At 70.7% G+C, this 18853-nt stretch carries 13 protein-coding genes; 4 read left to right on the top strand and 9 right to left on the bottom strand.

Annotated elements, in window-relative coordinates:
• Positions 1-4 precede the first annotated feature (4 nt).
• The 9 genes from QM788_RS14725 to QM788_RS14685 all read right to left on the bottom strand — a co-directional run bounded on the left by QM788_RS14725 (position 5) and on the right by QM788_RS14685 (position 13438).
• Complete coding sequence (locus QM788_RS14725) at positions 5-619, bottom strand: hypothetical protein (protein ID WP_415662210.1); 615 nt, start codon at positions 617-619, stop codon at positions 5-7.
• Positions 620-764: 145 nt separating this feature from the next.
• Complete coding sequence (locus QM788_RS14720; RefSeq protein WP_415662209.1) at positions 765-1370, bottom strand: helix-turn-helix domain-containing protein; 606 nt, start codon at positions 1368-1370, stop codon at positions 765-767.
• 83 nt (positions 1371-1453) lie between these two features.
• A complete protein-coding gene (locus QM788_RS14715) occupies positions 1454-3052 on the bottom strand; it encodes a hypothetical protein (RefSeq protein WP_415662208.1) in 1599 nt (532 codons plus the stop codon).
• A gap of 45 nt (positions 3053-3097) precedes the next feature.
• The gene (locus QM788_RS14710; RefSeq protein WP_415662207.1) at positions 3098-4606 is read right to left on the bottom strand and encodes an FAD-dependent oxidoreductase; all 1509 of its coding nucleotides are present in this window, start codon (positions 4604-4606) and stop codon (positions 3098-3100) included.
• Positions 4607-4617: 11 nt separating this feature from the next.
• Complete coding sequence (locus QM788_RS14705) at positions 4618-5175, bottom strand: dihydrofolate reductase family protein (protein WP_415662206.1); 558 nt, start codon at positions 5173-5175, stop codon at positions 4618-4620.
• Positions 5176-5182: 7 nt separating this feature from the next.
• Complete coding sequence (gene malQ, locus QM788_RS14700) at positions 5183-6694, bottom strand: 4-alpha-glucanotransferase (protein WP_415662205.1); 1512 nt, start codon at positions 6692-6694, stop codon at positions 5183-5185.
• The gene (glgX, locus tag QM788_RS14695) at positions 6691-8763 is read right to left on the bottom strand and encodes a glycogen debranching protein GlgX (RefSeq protein ID WP_415662204.1); all 2073 of its coding nucleotides are present in this window, start codon (positions 8761-8763) and stop codon (positions 6691-6693) included. The genes malQ and glgX overlap by 4 nt, the downstream gene beginning before the upstream one ends.
• A gap of 23 nt (positions 8764-8786) precedes the next feature.
• Positions 8787-10976 carry a 1,4-alpha-glucan branching protein GlgB gene (gene glgB, locus QM788_RS14690; protein WP_415662203.1) on the bottom strand — a complete coding sequence of 730 codons (2190 nt, stop codon included), beginning with the start codon at positions 10974-10976 and terminating at the stop codon, positions 8787-8789.
• Between the two features lie 8 nt (positions 10977-10984).
• A complete protein-coding gene (locus QM788_RS14685; RefSeq protein ID WP_415662202.1) occupies positions 10985-13438 on the bottom strand; it encodes a glycogen/starch/alpha-glucan phosphorylase in 2454 nt (817 codons plus the stop codon).
• Between the two features lie 352 nt (positions 13439-13790).
• Here QM788_RS14685 and QM788_RS14680 point away from each other — a divergent pair, with 352 nt between their 5' ends.
• The 4 genes from QM788_RS14680 (at position 13791) to malG (ending at position 18827) form a co-directional block, all read left to right on the top strand.
• Positions 13791-14912, top strand: coding sequence for an ABC transporter ATP-binding protein (locus tag QM788_RS14680; protein ID WP_415662201.1), 1122 nt, complete (start codon positions 13791-13793; stop codon positions 14910-14912).
• The gene (gene malE, locus QM788_RS14675; protein ID WP_415662200.1) at positions 14909-16246 is read left to right on the top strand and encodes a maltose/maltodextrin ABC transporter substrate-binding protein MalE; all 1338 of its coding nucleotides are present in this window, start codon (positions 14909-14911) and stop codon (positions 16244-16246) included. The genes QM788_RS14680 and malE overlap by 4 nt, the downstream gene beginning before the upstream one ends.
• On the top strand, positions 16243-17838 hold the full coding sequence (gene malF, locus QM788_RS14670) for a maltose ABC transporter permease MalF (protein ID WP_415662199.1): 1596 nt from the start codon (positions 16243-16245) through the stop codon (positions 17836-17838). Before malE ends, malF begins: the two co-directional genes overlap by 4 nt.
• Before the next feature lie 98 nt (positions 17839-17936).
• A complete protein-coding gene (malG, locus tag QM788_RS14665) occupies positions 17937-18827 on the top strand; it encodes a maltose ABC transporter permease MalG (RefSeq protein WP_415662198.1) in 891 nt (296 codons plus the stop codon).
• Positions 18828-18853: the final 26 nt, after the last annotated feature.

The raw sequence follows: 18853 nt of genomic DNA, 5'->3' as shown, positions 1-18853 counted from the left end.
CGATTCACGATGCCGTCGCGTCCAGGACCTTCGCCAGCGCGTCGAAGCTCTTGGCGTCCCGGCCATCCCCGCTGACGAACATCTGGCTGAACAGCTGCCGGACGTTGTCGGCGGTGATGGCGGTCTTGCCCGGGTCGAAACGCTGGCCGGCGGGCAGCGTGGCCTCGCCGGTCCCCGTGCGCGACAGCGCGACCAGGTTCATCGCCCGCACGGCCTCGCTGTCGCCTTGGGCCACCAGGTCGTCGTAGAGCCGCTTCTCGTCGGCACTCAGCTTGGCCATGGTGTTGACGAACCCGCCGGCCTGTTGCACCTGGCTGATGTTGTCGGCGGTGCGCGTCTGCGGATCTTTGGCGAGGATGCCGGCGAGTTGCCCGTCGTTGGCTTGCACGAAGGCCACTTCCTCGCTGCTGCGCTGCACCGCCGGCTTGGCCTTGATGCTTTCCAGCCGGGCGGCGATCGCGCTGTCCGACGATGCCAGGGCCCTGGCCCGGTCCGAGAAGCTGACCTGCGTGCCGGAGGACGAAGCCTCGGCCGCGCCGGCAGCGGCACCCGGCTTGTTCCGCGCCGCGCCGGAAACGCCATAAGCCTGGGGGATCCCCGCGAATCCCTGTATGTCCATTGCATCTCCAGGCCGGCACCGCGCCGTGCGCTGCGTGGAGTTTGCGAGGCGGGCACGCGCCCCAAAAGCCGGAAAAGCTTGCGGCTCCGCGGGCTGCTTGCTGGATGGGGGGGTGCCCGGAGGCGGCCGGCTTCACTGGCGCACGCTATTTCTGTGCCACCGCCAAGAGCGCCTTGGGATTCGTGCTGGCGATCGCCAGCAATGTGCGTGCTGCACCACTGGGCTGCTTGCGGCCTTGTTCCCACCCTTGCAGCGTACGCACCGAGACGCCCAACAACGACGCGAACTGGGACTGGGACAAGCCGGTTTTGTGCCGCGCTTCGATGACGGGTGACGAGACGACGCGAACCTGTCCAGCTTTCATTTCCTGGGCGGATTGCAACAACTCCGCAGCCAGGTCCCGCGTCGCTTCGTACGCGGTGAGTTCGGCATCGGACAGAGGCTCAGGCTTCGAGGCACGACGAATCTCCTTCAAACTTGCCCGAACCCGCTCGCCCCATCGCACTTTGCGAATCCCCCCGGACTCGGGCACGAGATCTCCGGCAGTAGGGTGCTCCGCCATATAGGCGGCGAAGACGCCACGTTCTTCCTCACTCCAATAGAGCGGCCACTGGCGCTGGAAGAGCAGCGTTTCAACCACGGTGAGCATGGCTCGACCATACGCCAGAGGCGCATAGCCCAGCAGACTGCGATGCGCTTGCGGTCCCCACCCTGCCGGCGCGTCGGCGGCTGAGTCCGGCAGCTTCAGCAAGCCGAACGGCCCGCGTCCGCTGGCCGCCGTGATCAGGCCCAGCCTACCGACTGAGCCGGCCCGAACTCGCGCACCGGGCACCGTCAACGGCCAGTGAAGCGGAACTGCAGGACACCGGAGGCCTCCTCGACCAGCCCTTTGGGGGACTTCCAGACATGGCGGGTGACCGAGTAGGACACCGGGCTCGGCTGCAGCGACGGGCTCAAGGTCACCACCTGCCCCGAGGTCGTGACGGCCGTGCCGCCGCCCACCGGCAGCATCTCGACGCGCGTGCGGGTCTGCTGCTGCGACTCGGGCACGCCGTACCGGCGGGTCAACGCGCCGCGCACGGCCTCGATGCCGCCCGCCATCGTCAGTTCCATGCCCACCAGCCCCTGCGCGTCGAAATCCAGCCGAGCCTTCCGTACCGGCTGGCCCGCGTAGCTGAGGCCGGACTTGGTGGCGGCGCTGTGGGGATGGCGCGCCAGGCATTGCTTGAGCGCCTCGTCGGCGGCGGCCACGCGCTGTGCATTCGCCGTCGCGGATGGCGGCACGTCCTTGAGACTCTTCGGCGGGCCGGTAACCAGGGCACTGAACTGCGCCCAGCGCTTGCTGTCGTCCGCCTCCTTGTGCTCCGCAGCGCAGGCCGGGCCCTTGACGCAATTCAACTGCGAGCCCTGCGTGCTGCACAGCGCGGTGGGAATCCGGTCCGCCAGATCAGCCAGCCGGCTGCGGCCGGTCAGGTCGTCCAGCGCCCACTGGCGGGCCCGCGCGGTCTCACCGCTGCGCTCGGCGTCGGCGGCCAACGCCTGCTCCACCTGCCCGTTGAACCGGCGCAGCCGCTCCCTGGCCTCGGCGATCAGACGCTGGGACTCGGCGACGGCAGCCGGGTCCAGCGCATCGGCCGGCTGGCCGATCACGGCCTGCCAGGCTTCGACCTTGATGCGCAACGAAACCTGGCAGCCGTTGGCACCCGCCCATTCCTCCAGCGCCGGCTCGCGCTGCCAGAGCTGCTGCCAGGCCGGCGCGACCATGTTGGCGCGCGCCACCTCCTCCTGCTCGATGCCGCCCGTCACGGCTGAACGCATCATGTGCGGCGGCAGTTGCGCCACGCGCCGCGCGATCTCCTGGCGCAACTGGGCCTTGGCCCGCTCCTGCCGCAGGCCGCAACTGTTGTCATGGCTGCTGCCCAGGCCGGGCAGGAAATCGGCCACCGTGCGGGTTCGCCCGGCCGCGATGTCGGCGCGTTCGGCCATCACCTGGCCCTGGCGGGCGGACTCGGCCTTACCCTGCGCCAGCGCCGCGCGAACCACGTCCAGGTCGGCCTGCATCAGCACGCCCGTGACCTCGTGCCCCAGCGCCCGCTGCAACTGGCGATAGACGAAGCCCAGGTCCAGGCAGGAATCGGCCTTCACGCCGAAATGCTTGCCCCCCCACGCGAACACGACGAAGCCGAGCTGTGGGTCCCTGCGCAGCTGGTCCTCGATCGCAGGCGCACTCGCCGGCCGGCGCGGCGGCCGCTTGCCGGCCTCGGGCTGGCAGGCGGCGGGCTGCTCGCCTGCGGCCTGGCTGGGCGCCGGCAACAGGTCCGCCGCGATCAGGCCCGCCGGGCGCTGCTCGGCGACCGGCTGCGCGCCACCCGGGAGCGGCAGGCATGCAAGGCTGGCAGCCAGGCCCAGGCCGACGATCTTCAGGATGTCCACGGCTCGCTCCCTCCGGCCTTCATTGGCCGGGGGCGATGCTAACCGTCAGCCCGGCAGCTTCTGCAGCACATGAGTCCGCATCCGGTCGGCGGCACGCAGGGCCAGGGCGGCCACCGTCAACGCCGGATTGACGGCCGCTGACGAGACGAAGGGACTGGCGTCGGTGACGAAGAAGTTGTCGCAGTCGTGCGCCTGGCACCAGGCGTTCAGCGGCGCCCTGGCCGGATCTGCGCCCATCCGGATGGTTCCGCACTGATGGCCCGGGCCATCCCGGCCGAACAGCAGCGACACCGACCTCCCGAAGCCGGCCTCCCGCAGCGCCTGCTTCCAGCGCGCGGTCAGCCGGTCATGGACCTGGAGATTGGTGCGATGCGCGAAGTCGAGCACGAGCCGGTCGCCATCCAGGCGGACCCGGTTGCGCTCGTCGGGCAGGTCCTCGCTGTTCAGGAAGAAGTCGATCGTGTGCCGGCTGATCCGGCCCAACAGCCATTCCGGCCATCGCGGTAGGCCCGCCTTCAGGATGGCGCCGTCCACGCGGCCCAGCAGTTGGACATTGCCGAGCGGCGGCCCGCCCGCGCCGTCCGAGAGGTAGAAATCGTTGATCGCGAAGGTCTTCTGGTAGACCGAATCGTTCCGGTACCGCCAGTCGAAGCCGATCACGATGCTCTGGTTATGGGCCATCAGGTTGCGTCCCACCTGGCCGGAGCGGTCGAGGGTCTTGCCCACGTCCGAGGCCAGCAGGATGGCCGCGCTCGGGATGGCGCCGGCCGCCAGCACGACAAGACCCGCCTTCAACGTGACGGTCCGCCCACCCATCTCGTATTCCACGCCGGTGGCCTGCGAGCCGCCAGGGCCGAACAGCACGCGGATCACCCTGGCGCCGCAGCGCAATTCGACATTCGGATGCCGGAGCGCCGGGATCAGCGCGCAGGTCTCCGCGTCCATCTTGCCCTCGCGGGCGTCGGGGAAGCCGTCCCAACCCGTGCGGCCATGCCGGAGCCATGTCGGCAGGTCGATGCCCAGCGGCAACGCACAGGGGTGCAACCCGATGGCGCGAAACCGCTCGCGCGCCTCGGCGATGGCGGGTTCGTCGGGCACGGGTAGGTGCGGAAGCGCGGCACGGCGCGGCGGCTCGGTCGGGTCCTGGTCGGCGTCGCCACGCACCTGGTAGAGCTGCTCCGCCGCCTGGTACCAAGGCTCCAGCTCGGCATATCGAACGGGCCAGGCCGGGGCATCGCCATCGGGATAGCTCACGCCGTCGAAGTCGCGTTCACGGAAGCGGTACAGCACCCCGCCGTAGAACTTCGTGTTGCCGCCAACGTTGAAGTGATTGCCGGCCGGAAACGCCGAGCCGTCCGCGCGATACCAGGAAGCATCGGACTTGAAGTGGTTGCGCTGATAGACGGCCCTGGCGTCCCGGTTCTCCGGCGCGGCGGCCAGTTGCTGACCGCGCTCAAGAACGGTGATGCGCAGCCCGGTCGAGGCCAGCGCATGCGCGACGGTGGCGCCGCCCATCCCGGAGCCCACGATCACGATATCGGTCGATTCGGCCATCACCAGTCGCCCTATTCGCCCCGCTGCACTTCGTAGCGCAACTCGGCCATGCCGGCGCCCATCTGGCGCACGGCCACCAGGCGCAGGGCCGGGCTCAACACCCGGCGCGGGAACAGCGGCTTGCCCTGGCCGAGGGTGACGGAGCCGACCTGGACGATCAGCTCGTCCAGCAGGCCGGCGTCATGGAACTGGCCCGCGAGATCGCCGCCGCCGACGATCCAGAGGTTCTTGCCGCCGGCCGCCGCCCGCATGTCGGCGTGGACGCGGCGCACGTCGCCTTGGGCGAACCGGATGTCGGCGCCCGCGATCGCCGGCAGTTCGCGGCTGCTGAATACCCAGGCCGGTTGCACATAGGGCCAGGCCGAGCCCGTCTCGGCGGCTACCCGTTCCGCATGGCGCAGCATCCATTCATAGGTCGCCGAGCCCATGGTCAGCGCGCCGACTTCGGCGATGAAGGCCGGGTAGCTGGAGTGCTCCAAGTCCCCGAGCGGGAAGAGCCAGTCCAGCGAGTCGTCTTCGGTGGCGATGAAGCCGTCGAGGCTGGTGGCCGTGTAGTACTGCGTCTTCACGGCCCGCTCATTCCGGCAACTTCAGCAGCCCGAACGGCCCGCGCCCGCTGGCGGCGGTGATGAGGCCCAGCACGCGCGCGGGTTCGCTGCCCAGCAAGTCCCAGCCGAAGCGCCAGCCCCAGTTGCCGCCGAGCACGCCGGGCACGTTCATGCGGTGCGCCGAGCCCAGGCCGAGCACGTCCTGCAGCGGGTAGACGGCCATGTCGGCCACCGAGTTGGCGCAGGCGCGGATCATGGCCCAGTGCACGTCGTGCTCGCCGCAGGCGAGGTAGGAGCCGGCGAACGCGCGCTCGCGCGGGCGGGCCTGGTCCCACCAGCCGCGCACGGTGTCGTTGTCGTGCGTGCCGGTATAGGCGACGGCCGCGCGCGGCCACATGTGCGGCAGGAACTCGTGGTCGCCCTCGGCGCCGAAGCCGAACTGCAGGATCTTCATGCCGGGGAAGCCGCAGCCGTCGCGCAGCGCGTGCACGTCGTCGGTGATGAAGCCGAGGTCTTCCGCGACGATGGGCAGCGGGCCGAGCGCCTGCCTGATCGCGTCGAACAGCGCCATGCCGGGGCCGGTGATCCAGCGGCCCTGCTTGGCGTCGGGGCTGCTGGCGGGGATCTCGTAGTAGCCGGCGAAGCCGCGGAAGTGGTCGATGCGGAACACGTCGGCCTGGGTCAGCGCCCGCTGCACGCGCGCGGTCCACCAGGCGTAGTTTTCCGCCGCCATGCGGTCCCAGCGGTACAGCGGGTTGCCCCAGCGCTGGCCCAGCGGCCCCAGGTCGTCGGGCGGCACGCCGGCGACGACGGTGGTCTGGAAGTCGTCGTCGAGGTGGTAGAGCTCGGGGCGGGACCAGCAGTCGGCGCTGTCGTGGGCGACGAAGATGGGCAGGTCGCCCATCAGGTGCACGCCGCGCTCGTTGGCGTAGGCCTTGAGCGCGCCGATCTGCACGTCGAACTGCCACTGCACGAACTGCCAGAAGGCGATCTCGTCGGCGTAGTCCTTGCGCGCCTGGGCGATGGCCTGGGGCTCGCGGCGCTTCAGGCCGCCGTCCCAGGTCCACCAGGGCTGGCCGTTCAGCGGCGAGCGGATGGCCATGAAGAGCACGTAGTCGTCCAGCCAGTCCTGCTGCGCGAGGCACCAGGCGGCGAAGGCGATGCGGTCCTCGTCCGCCGCGCGGGCGAAGAAGCCGCGCGCGGCGGCGCGCAGCTGCTGCTCGCGCCAGGGCGTGACGCGGCCATAGTCGACGCGCCGGGCGTCGAAGCCGGGTAGCTCCGGCGGCGCCAGCCAGCCCTTGGCGACCAGCGGCTCCAGCGCCACCATCCAGGGGCTGCCAGCAAAGGCGGACACGCCCTGGTAGGGGCTGTCGCCGGGGCCGATGGGCGTCGTCGGCAGCAGCTGCCAGATGCGCTGGCCGGCGGATTGCAGCCAGTCGACGAAGCGGTAGGCGTCGGGGCCGAAGTCGCCCATGCCGTGCGGGCCGGGCAGCGAGGTGATGTGCAGCAGCACACCGGAGGAGCGTTGGTCGAGCTTCATACGTGGCGCAGGACGAGGAGGGAGCGGGCCGGCACGCCGAGCGGCTGGCCGGGCAGGACGAGGGGCGCGGCGGACTCGCCGCTGCTGTCCAGCACCAGCTGCCACGGGCCGTTGCACAGCAGGAAGGGCAGCGGCGCCGGGTCGGGGTTGAAGATGATCATCAGCCGCGGCTGCGCGGCCCCGGCGTCGTGCAGCTGGGCGCCGAAGGCGCGCTGGCCGGCGTCGTGCCAGTCGCTGGGCGTCATCTCGTGGCCGCTGGGCGCGTACCAGGCGATGCAGGCGTCCCCCGGCGCGCTGGCGAACCAGCGCGGGTGGCGCAGCAGCGGCTCCTGCGCGCGCAGGGCCAGCGCCTCGGCGACGAGCTCGGTCAGGCGGCCGTCGGCGCGCTCCCAGTCCAGCCAGGTGGTGGCGTTGTCCTGGCAGTAGGCGTTGTTGTTGCCGCCCTGGCTGTTGCCGATCTCGTCGCCCGCGCACAGCATGGGCGTGCCCTGGGCCAGCAGCGTGGTGGCCAGCAGCGCGCGGCGCACGCGCACGCGGGTGGCGTTGATGGCGGCGTCGTCGGTGGGGCCTTCGGCGCCGAAGTTGGCGGCCAGCTCGCCGTCGCGGCCGTCGCGGTTGCCCTCGCCGTTGGCGTGGTTGTGCTTGGCCGCGTAGCTGGTCAGGTCGGCGAGCGTGAAGCCGTCGTGCACGGCCACGAAGTTGATCGACGCGGTGGGCTGGCGCTGGCCGTGGTGGAACACGTCGCTGGAGGCCATGAAGCGGCGCGCGAACTCGCCGCGGCCGGTGCCCACGCCCAGCCAGTAGCCGCGCACCGCGTCGCGGAACTTGTCGTTCCACTCCAGGAAGCGGCCGGGGAAGCGGCCGACCTGGTAGCCGTCGTAGGCGGCGTCCCAGGGCTCGGCGATCAGGTGCACGCCGGCCAGCACCGGGTCCTGGCGCAGCGCGGTGAAGAAGGCGGCATTCGGGTCGTAGCCGTGGTTCGTGCGGCCCAGCACCGGCGCCAGGTCGAAGCGGAAGCCGTCCACGCCCATCTCGGCCACCCAGTGGCGCAGAGAGTCCAGCACGAACTGGGTGACGCGCGGGTGGGCGCAGTTCAGCGTGTTGCCGCAGCCGGTGAGGTTCTCGTTGCGGGCCCGGTCGTCGGCGGCCAGCCGGTACCAGGTGGCGTTGTCCAGGCCGCGGAAGGACAGCGTGGGACCGAACTCGTTGCCCTCGGGCGTGTGGTTGTAGACCACGTCCAGCACCACCTCCAGGCCGGCCTCGTGCAGCGCGTCCACCATCCGGCGGAACTCGGCCGCGACGGCCGTGGGGTCGTGGCGGTGCGCGGCCTGCGCCCAGCGCGGGTCGGGGCAGAAGAAGCCCAGCGTGTTGTAGCCCCAGTAGTTGTGCAGGCCGCGCTCGGCGAGGTGGGGCTCGTCGATGCAGTACTGCACCGGCAGCAGCGACAGCGTGGTCACGCCCAGGCGCTTGAAATGGGCGATGGCCGCCGGGTGCGCCAGGCCGGCGTAGGTACCGCGCAGCGCTTCGGGCACACCGGACAGCAGCCGCGAGAAGCCCTTGACGTGCACTTCGTACAGCACCATGCCGGCCACCGGGCGGCGCGGGCGGTGCGCGCGCAGGTGCGGCACCGGCGGCGCGGCCACGCGGGCCTTGAGCGCCTGCGCGGCGTTGTCGCGCGTGTCCAGCGAGCGCGGGCCGTCCGGGTGGCCCAGCTCGTAGCCGTGGTGCTCGGCGCGCCAGCCGAAGTGGCCGACGATCTCGCGCGCCCAGGGGTCCAGCAGCAGCTTGTGCGGGTTGAAGCGGTGGCCCTGCTCGGGCGCGTAAGGGCCGTGCGCGCGCAGGCCATAGACGAGGCCCGGGCCGACGCCGGGCAGGAAGCCATGGAAGACGCCGTCGTGCGGGCCGTCCAGCGCGTAGCGGCGCAGCTCGCGCTGGCCTTCGGCGTCGAAGACGCAGAGTTCGATCCGGGTCGCGTGCTCGCTGGGGACGGCGAAGTTGACGCCACCGTCGCGGGCCAGGGCGCCCAGCGGCTCGTGCCAGCCGGGCTGGAGGTCGGGCGGGAGGGCCATGGACTGCAGGCTCGGTGAGGAGTTCAGATGGGGACGAAGAAGACCGTGGCCAGCGGCGGCAGGTCCACGGTGATGGACAGGCGCCGGCCGTGCGCCGGCCGCGCCTGCACGGGCAGGCCCTCGGCGGCCGCGCCGTTGCCCATGTTGCTGCCGCCGTAGTAGGCGGAGTCGGTGTTCAGCGCCTCGCGCCAGGCGGTCACGCCGTCCGGCACGCCCAGCACATAGCCCTGGCGCGGCACCGGCGTCATGTTGCAGGCGACCAGCACCATGCGGCCCGTGCCGTCGCGGCGCACCCAGGCGAACAGCGAGTGCTCGGCGTCGTGCGCGCTGATCCACTCGAAGCCGCCGGCCTCGCAGTCCAGCCGGTGCAGCGCCGGCTGCTCGCGGTACAGCGCATTCAGGTCGCGCACCAGGCGCTGCACGCCGGCGTGGCGCTCGTCGTCCAGCAGCGCCCAGGGCAGGCCCTCGGCGTGGTTCCACTCGTGGCGCTGCGCGAACTCCTGGCCCATGAACAGCAGCTTCTTGCCGGGGTGGCCCCACATGAAGCCGTAGTAGGCGCGCAGGTTGGCGAACCGCTGCCAGTCGTCGCCGGGCATCTTGGCGAGCATGCTGCCCTTGCCGTGCACCACCTCGTCGTGCGAGATCGGCAGCATGAAGTTCTCGCTGAACGCGTAGATGAGCCCGAAGGTCATCTTGTCGTGGTGCCAGCGGCGGTTGATCGGGTCCTCGGCCATGTAGCGCAAGGTGTCGTTCATCCAGCCCATGTTCCACTTGTAGTGGAAGCCCAGGCCGCCCGCGTAGGTGGGCGCCGAGACGCCGGGGAAGCTGGTGCTCTCCTCGGCGACGGTGACGGCGCCCTCGATCTCGCCGACCTGCTCGTTCATCTCGCGCAGCAGCGAGATGGCCTCCAGGTTCTCGCGGCCGCCGCGCGTGTTCGGGATCCATTCGCCGGCCGGCCGCGAGTAGTCGCGGTACAGCATGCTGGCGACCGCGTCGACGCGCAGCCCGTCCACGCCCCAGCGCTCGATCCAGTACAGCGCGCTGCCGACCAGGAACTCGCGCACCTCGGTGCGGCCGAAGTTGTAGATCAGCGTGTTCCAGTCGCGGTGGAAGCCTTCGCGGGGGTCGGCGTACTCGTAGAGCCGCGTGCCGTCGAACTCGGCCAGGCCGTGCGGGTCCACCGGGAAGTGGGCCGGCACCCAGTCCAGCAGCAGGCCCAGGCCCTGGTCGTGGCAGGCCTTGACGAAGCGCGCGAAGCCTTCCGGCGGGCCGAAGCGGGCGCTGGGCGCGTACAGGCCCAGCGTCTGGTAGCCCCAGGAGCCGTCGAACGGGTGCTCGCTGACGGGCATCAGCTGCACATGCGTGAAGCCCATGCCGGCCGCGTAGGCGGGCAGCTGCGCGGCGAGCTCGTCCCAGGTCGGGAAGCCGCCCGAGGCGCCGCGCCGCCAGGACGCCGCGTGGACCTCGTACACGCTGATGGCCGCATGGCGCTGGTTGGCGCGGTCGCGCTGGCGCGGCAGCGGCGTGGGCCCGGGCAGCGCCGCGACGATGCTGGCCGTCTCCGGCCGCAGCTGGGCCTGGCGGGCGTAGGGGTCGGCCTTCAGCGGCAGCAGCGCGCCGTTGCCGGCGACGATCTCGAACTTGTAGAGGTCGCCCTCGGCCGCGTGCGGCACGAAGATCTCCCACACGCCGGCCGCATGGCGCAGCCGCATCGCGTGGCGGCGGCCGTCCCAGTTGTTGAAGCTGCCGACGACGCTGACGCGCCGCGCGTTCGGCGCCCAGACGGCGAAGCGCACGCCGCCGACCTCGCCGTGCCGCGCCGGGTGCGCGCCCAGGCTCAGCCAGGGACGGACGTGGCGGCCTTCGGCGAAGGCCTGCAGTTCGTCGTCGCCCAGCTGCGGGTAGAAGCTGTACGCGTCGGCGTAGATGCCTTCCGGCGCGCCCGCCCCGGCGCCGCTCCAGCGCACGGCCAGCCGGTAGTCGAAGCGGTGCTTGCGGCGCGGCACCTGGGCTTCCCACAGGCAGTCGCGGCGCCGCGCCAGCTCGACGATGCGCTTGTGGCTGCCGGCGTCCAGCAGCGCCACCGCATCCGCGCCGGGCAGCAGCGCGCGCACCCACAGCCGGCCGCCGTCGTCCGCGTGCAGGCCGAGCCGGCCGAAGGGGTCGGCATGGCGGCCGGCCAGCAGGGCATCGACGTCGGCGTCGCTCAGCATGGCGGGGCTCAGTCCAGCGACTGGACGGACCAGACCCGGTCCACGTACTCGGCGATCGTGCGATCGGACGAGAACGGCCCCATGCCGGCGATGTTGCGCAGCGCCCGCTCGCCCCAGGCGGCGCGGTCGGCGAACAGCGCGTCCACCTTGGCCTGCGTGGCGACGTAGTCGGCGAAGTCGGCCATCAGCAGGTAGACGTCGCGCTGCAGCAGGCTGTCCACCAGCGCGCGGTAGCGCTCGGTGTCGCCGCCGCTGAACACGCCGGCCGCGATGGCATCGATGACGCGCTTGAGCTGGCGGTTCTCCTCGACGTACAGGCGCGGGTCGTAGCCCAGCTCCTTGATCCGGGCGACCGCATCCGCGCGCAGGCCGAACACGAACATGTTCTCCACGCCCATGGCCTCGGCCATCTCGATGTTGGCGCCGTCCCAGGTGCCGATGGTCACCGCGCCGTTCATGCCGAACTTCATGTTGCCGGTGCCCGAGGCCTCGGTGCCGGCCGTGGAGATCTGCTCGGACAGGTCGGCCGCCGGGATGATGCTCTCGGCCAGCGTGACGCTGTAGTTGGGCAGGAACACGAGCTTGAGCCGGCCGCCCACGCGCTCGTCGCTGTTGACGACGCGGGCCACGTCGTGCGCCAGGCGCACGATGCTCTTGGCCATCTGGTAGGCCGACGCGGCCTTGCCGGCGATGACGACGGTGCGCGGCACCCAGTCCGCGCCGGGGTTGTCGAGGATGGCCTGGTAGCGGCTGACGACGTGCAGCAGGTTCAGCAGCTGGCGCTTGTACTCGTGGATGCGCTTGATCTGGATGTCGAACAGGCTGTCCACGTTGACCGCCAGCCCCAGCTCGCGGCGGATCACCGCGGCCAGCCGCTCCTTGTTGGCGCGCTTGACGGCCAGGAACTGCGCGCCCAGCGCGCGGTCGGCGGCCAGCGGCTTCAGGTCGGCCAGCCGCGCCAGGTCCTGGCGCCAGCCGTCGCCGATGCGCTCGTCCAGTAGCGCGGAGAGCTGCGGGTTGGCCTGCTGCAGCCAGCGCCGCGGCGTGACGCCGTTGGTGACGTTGTGGAAGCGCTCGGGCCAGATGCGCGCGTAGTCGGCGAAGATGGTCTGCACCATCAGCTCCGAATGCAGCGCGGCGACGCCGTTGACGCGGTGCGAGGCCACCAGCGCCAGCGAGGCCATGCGCACGCGGCGCTCGCCGCCGTGGCTGCCCTCGTCGATCAGCGACACGCGCGACGCCAGGCCGTGGTCGCCCGGGAAGCGCGCCTGCAGCTCTTCCAGGAAGCGGTGGTTGATCTCGTAGATGATTTCCAGGTGGCGCGGCAGCAGGCTCTCGAACATGCGCACCGGCCAGGTCTCCAGCGCCTCGGGCATCAGCGTGTGGTTGGTGTAGGCCACGGCCTGGCGGGTGATCTTCCAGGCCTCGGCCCAGTCCAGGCCGTGCTCGTCCAGCAGCAAACGCATCAGCTCGGCGGGCGCCAGCGCCGGGTGCGTGTCGTTCAGGTGGATCGCGTTGGTGCGGCCCAGGTTGTGCAGCGAGCCGAACTCGCGCAGGTGGCGGGCCACCAGGTCCTGCAGCGACGCGCTGACGAGGAAGGCCTCCTGCTTCAGCCGCAGCTCGCGGCCGGCCTCGGTGGAGTCGTCCGGGTAGAGCACCCAGTTGATGGAGTCCGCCAGCACCTGGTGGCGCGCGGCGCGCGGGTAGTCGCCCTCGCAGAAGGGCTTGAACGCGATGGGCGCGGCCGTGGCCTGCCACTGGCGCAGCGTGGACACGCGCTCGCTGTGGTGCGCGGGCACGATGAAGTCGAAGGCCTGGGCCTCGATCTCGTCGGCCGGCTGCCAGCGGCGCACGCCGGAGGCGTCCGCCTCCACGCGGCCGCCGAAGCCGACGCGGTAGCGCAGGTCGTGGCGGGGCAGCTCCCAGGCGGGGCTGTCGCGGGTCCAGTCGTCGGGCTGCTCCAGCTGGCGGCCCTGCTGGATGACCTGCGCGAAAGTGCCGTAGCGGTAGCGCAGGCCGTAGCCGAAGGACGGCAGCTCCAGCTCGGCGAACGAGTCCAGGAAGCAGGCGGCCAGGCGGCCCAGGCCGCCGTTGCCTAAAGCGGCGTCGGGCTCGCGCTCGAGCACGTCGCCCAGCGCCACGCCCTGCTCGGCCAGCCGGGCCTGCAGCGGCTCGGTGAGCTTCAGCGCCGCGAGCGCATTGGACAGCGCGCGGCCCATCAGGAATTCCATCGACAGGTAGTGGACGCGGCGCACCGGCGCCTGCTCGCCGCGCCGCGCATCGGCGGCCTGCGTGGCGGCCCAGCGGCGGGCCAGCGTCTCGCGGCAGGCAATGGCCGCGGCGTGCAGCGCGGCCTGCGGCGTGGCGCCATGGCTGCTCTGCGACAGCTCGCGCTCGTAAGCGACCTGAAAGGCGGCGCGCAGCGCCTGGTCTTCAGCAGTGAGGGCAATCGGCTTCTTCATCGCGGTGGCGGCCTGGGGGCGGGTCTTGCGTTGAACGGGCGGGCGGGTTGGGGTGTTCATCAGTGCCGGCCCCCGGCGACGGGGGCAAGAATGCTACTCGACGGGCAGCGTGGGCCGAAGTATCGGACAGCGCCGGGGTGTTGTGTAGTTTGACTACATCGGGAAAACCCGACAACGAAGGCAACTCATTGATTTTCATGGGTTTCACGCAGGTTCACATGGAATTCTGCTGTTGTTGTCGGCGCATCAAGTCTGTATATTGTCTACAAAGACGGGCGAATGACTGGAATTCGACCCGAAGATCATCGAGACAGGCCGGCCGCGCGGCGCCCGGCGGCAGAAAGGTTGAGAAGTGGCAGACGTTCGACTGACCGGCGTGGAAAAAGCCTATGGCGACATCCGCATCCTGCACGGCATCGACCTGGAGATCCGCGACGGCGAGTTCATGGTGTTCGTCGGGCCCTCGGGCTGCGGCAAGAGCACGCTGCTGCGCTCCATCGCCGGGCTGGAGGAGATCACCGGCGGCGAGCTGGCCATCGGCGGGCGCGTCGTCAACGACGTGCCGCCCAGCGAGCGCGGCATCGCGATGGTGTTCCAGAGCTATGCGCTCTACCCGCACATGAACCTGTTCGACAACATGGCGTTCGGGTTGAAGCTGGCCAAGGTGCCGAAGGACGAGATCGAGACCGCGGTGCGCAACGCCGCCAAGATCCTGCACATCGAGCACCTGCTGGACCGCAAGCCCAAGGACCTGTCCGGCGGCCAGCGCCAGCGCGTGGCCATCGGCCGCGCCATCGTGCGCAAGCCCGAGGTGTTCCTGTTCGACGAGCCGCTGTCCAACCTCGACGCGGCGCTGCGCGTGCGCATGCGCTACGAGTTCGCCAAGCTGCACGAGGACCTGAAGACCACGATGGTCTACGTGACCCACGACCAGGTGGAGGCCATGACGCTGGCCGACCGCATCGTCGTGCTGTCCGCCGGCCGGGTCGAGCAGGTCGGCTCGCCGCTGGAGCTGTACGAGCACCCGTGCAACCTGTTCGTCGCGGGCTTCATCGGCAGCCCGAAGATGAATTTCCTGGCCGGCGAGCTGGTGGCCGCCGAACCCGGCCACGTGGACGTGAAGCTGGCGGGCGGCAACGTCGTGCTGCGCGCGCTGGTGGACGGCGGCGCGGCCCGGGTCGGCGACAAGGTGACGCTGGGCGTGCGCCCCGAGCACATCCGCACCCACGGCCAGGGCAACCAGCTGCAGAGCACGGTGGCCTTCGTCGAGTCGCTGGGCGGCATCACCTTCGCGTACTGCCCCTACCCCGGCGTCGAGGAGGCGCTGACCTGCCAGTTCGAGGGCCGCAACGGCGCCGACCGGCTGCGCAGCGGCCAGGCGCTGGACCTGCACCTGCCGGCCGAGGCGCTGTACGTGTTCGACGCCGATGGCAAGGCGCTGCGCCGCCTCGCCGCGCCGGAACTGTCGGCATGAATGGGCCCCTCGTCCCGCCTTGCTCCGCTGAACGCGGGCAAGCCCGGCCGGTTCCCCGAGGGGACGGCGATGCATGCCGGTTTGACCGCCATGCACATCGCCCGACGGGCCGGCTTGGGAGCGGCCCGGCGCTCGGCCCGCTGAAGAAGACCCTGACCCTCCTCCGCGCGTCAGCAGCTCTTTGCCTGTGCGGCTGGACCTTCACGGCGCTGGCCGACGCGCCGCGCCTGCTCGTCTGGATCAACGGCGACAAGCCCTACAACGGGCTGCAGAAGGTCGGCGATGCGTTCGAGAAGGCCTCGGGCGTCAAGGTCGTCGTCGAGCACCCGGTGGACGCCACCGACAAGTTCCAGCAGGCCGCCGGCGCCGGCAAGGGGCCGGACGTGTTCTGCTGGCCGCACGACCGCGTGGGCGAGTGGGCCAAGGCCGGGCTGCTGACGCCGCTGCGCCCGTCCGCCCGGCTGCTGGCCGAGGTCGAGGACCAGGCCTGGAAGGCCATGAGCTACCGCGGCCGCATCTGGGGCTATCCGCTGGCCATCGAGACCACCGGCCTGATCTACAACAAGGCGCTGGTGCCCACGCCGCCGGCCACCTGGGACGAGCTCATCGCCCTCGACCAACGGCTGCAGGCCCAGGGCAAGCACGCCATCCTGTGGCACTACAACAAGAGCTTCTTCACCTGGCCGGTGCTGGCCGGCGCGGGCGGCGGCATCTTCGGCCGCGACGCGCGCGGCGAGCTGGACCCGTCCCGGGTCGAGGTCAACAACGCCGGCGCGCTGGCCGGTGCGCAGGTGATCGAGCGCCTCATCAAGGGCGGCCACATGCCCAAGGGCGCGACCTACGCGGAGATGGAGTCCGGCTTCGCGCGCGGCGAGGTGGCGATGATGATCTCGGGCTCCTGGGCCTGGGACAACGCCGGCAAGGCCAAGATCGACTTCGGCGTGGCGCCCATTCCCGCCGTCGTCGCAGGCCGGCCCAGCAAGAGCTTCGTCGGCGTGCTGGGCTGCATGATCTCCGCGCCGAGCAGGAACAAGGACATCGCCAAGGAGTTCATCGAGAACCACCTGATGCGCCCGGAGGCGCTGAAGGTGCTGGACGCCGACGTGCCCCTGGGCGTGCCGGCCAACAAGGCCTATTACGCGGAGCTGTCGGTCAACCCGCTGATCAAGGCCAGCATGGTCAATGCGCAGAACGGCCAGCCGATCCCCAACATCCCCGAGGTGGGCCGCTTCTGGACCGCGATGGACGCGGCGCTGGAGGCCATCACCAACGGCCTGCAACGCCCCAAGGACGCGCTGGACGGCGCCGCCGCACGGATGCTGCTGAACAAATGAACGCGCTGTCTTCCTCCCTGGGCCAAGAGGCCTACACGACGCTGCCGCCGACGCTGGCCGAGAAGCTGGCCCGCGGGCTGCGCTGGCCGGTCGCCATCGCGGCGATGCTGGCGGCGCTCTACCTGGTCTTCGCCGTCTACGCCGCCGGCCAGGCCGCCTGGGCCGCGGGGCTGCTGGCGCTGTTCGCGGCCGGCTTCTACGTCTACCTGAGCCGCGGCGGCTTCGCATGGCGCTACCTGTTCCCGGGCATCGCCGGCATGCTGGTGTTCATCGCCTTCCCGCTGGCCTACACGGCGCAGCTGGGCTTCACCAACTACTCGTCGACCCACCTGCTCGGCGAGTCGCGCGTGCGCGAGTACCTGCTGGAGCAGCACGACGCGGTCGAGGACCAGGTGCTGGGCTACAGCCTGCATGCCGACGGCGCCGAGTTCCGGCTGGCGCTGCAGGCCGACGGCGACGCCGGCCCGCGCTGGGTGTCGCCGCCACTGGCGCTGCGCCGCCCCAGCGGCGAATTGCGCGTGGACCTCGCGCCCGCCGACGCCGGCCGCCTGCCGCTGACCGCGCCGCTGCAGGCCGCCCTGCCCCTGCCCGAGCTGATCAGGCACCGCGACGCGCTGGCCCGGCTGGTGCTGGTGCTGCCGGACAAGACGGAGCTGCGCTACCTCGGCCTGCGCGAGTTCGGCCCGGTCAAGCCGCAGTGGACGGCCAACCCCGACGGCAGCCTGACCCGCGCGGCCGACGGCGCCGTGTTCGCGCCCAACCGCGACACCGGCTTCTTCCAGACCGCGGCCGGCGAGACCCAGGCACCCGGCTTCAAGGCCTTCATCGGCTGGGGCAACTACGCCCGCATGCTGTTCGACGCCGAGTTCCGCGGCCCCTTCCTGGCCATCTTCACGTGGACGGTGGTGTTCTCGGCGCTGACGGTACTGTGCTCCACCGCCATCGGCATGCTGTTCGCCGTGATGCTGAACTGGGAGGGCATGAAGTACCGCACCAGCTACCGCACGCTGCTGTTCCTGCCCTATGCGGTGCCGGGCTTCATCTCCATCCTCGTGTTCAAGGGCCTGTTCAACCAGAACTTCGGCGAGATCAACGCCATCCTGGACGCGCTGTTCGGCGTCAAGCCCGCCTGGTTCGCGGACCCGCTGCTGGCCAAGACGATGCTGCTCATCGTCAACGTGTGGCTGGGCTACCCGTACATCATGATCCTGTGCTCGGGGCTGCTGAAGGCCATTCCCGCCGACCTGTACGAAGCCTCGGCGCTGGCCGGCGCGAGCCCGGCGACCAACTTCTTCAAGATCACCGCGCCGCTCATCATCAAGCCGCTGGCGCCGCTGCTGGTCAGCGCGTTCGCGTTCAACTTCAACAACTTCGTGCTGATCGCGCTGCTGACCGACGGTCGGCCGGACTTCCTGTCCACCAAGCTGCCCGCGGGCCAGACCGATATCCTCGTCAGCTACACCTACCGCATCGCGTTCAAGGACTCGGGCTCCGACTTCGGGCTGGCGGCGGCGATCTCGACGCTGATCTTCTTCCTGGTCGCGGCGCTGTCGCTGGTCAATCTGCGCATGTCGGCGAAGGCGCAGAAGTGAACGGGATGGGTTGCCGAGCGCGGCAGGCGGGGGACACGGAGCAGGCCGCCCGCCCGGCCTGATCCCCGTCCCGACAACGTATCAGGAGTTCTAGACACATGGCCATCGTCCTCGGCAAACAAGCCCGCTGGCGCACGCTCGCCGCGCATGCGGTGATGTGGATCTTCATCGCCATCACGCTGTTCCCGCTGCTCGCGGTCGTGTCCATCTCGCTGCGGCCCGGCAACTTCGCCACCGGCAGCCTGATCCCGACCGAGATCAGCCTGGAGCACTGGAAGCTGGCGCTCGGCATCCCCTACCAGGCGGCCGACGGCAGCCTCGTGCAGCCGCCCTTCCCCGTGCTGACCTGGCTGTGGAACTCGATCAAGATCGCCACCGTCTCGGCCTTCCTGATCGTCGCCATCTCGACCACGGCCGCCTACGCCTTCGCGCGGCTCAAGTTCCGTTTCAGCAAGCCGGTGCTCAACGGCATGCTGCTGCTGCAGATGTTCCCGCCGGTGCTGGCGCTGGTGGCGATCTTTGCGATCTTCGAGACCATCGGCAACTACGTCCCCGCGCTGGGCGTCGAGACCCACGCCGGCCTGGTGCTGGCCTACCTCGGCGGCATCGCCACCCACGTGTGGACCATCAAGGGCTACTTCGAGACCATCCCGGTCGAGATCGAGGAGAACGCCAAGGTCGACGGCGCGACGCATTGGCAGGCCTTCAGCCGCGTGCTGCTGCCGATGGCCGTGCCCATCCTGATGGTGGTCTTCGTGCTGGCCTTCATCGGCACCATCATCGAGTACCCGGTGGCCTCCATCCTGCTGCGCGAGGAGGGCAACCTCACGCTGGCCGTGGGTTCCAAGTATTTCCTGCACGACCAGCGCTTCCTGTGGGGCGACTTCGCGGCCGCGGCCGTGCTGTCGGGCCTGCCGATCACGCTGGTCTTCCTGCTCGCGCAGCGCTGGATCGTCTCCGGCCTCACGGCGGGCGGCGTGAAGGGATGACCCCCCCGCCCAACCTCGCGTCGCTG

Source organism: Roseateles sp., assembly GCF_047654785.1.
Classification (GTDB): domain Bacteria; phylum Pseudomonadota; class Gammaproteobacteria; order Burkholderiales; family Burkholderiaceae_C; genus Pelomonas.
Note: the sequence above shows the minus strand (reverse complement) of the source record. Positions and strands in the feature narration are given on the sequence as shown.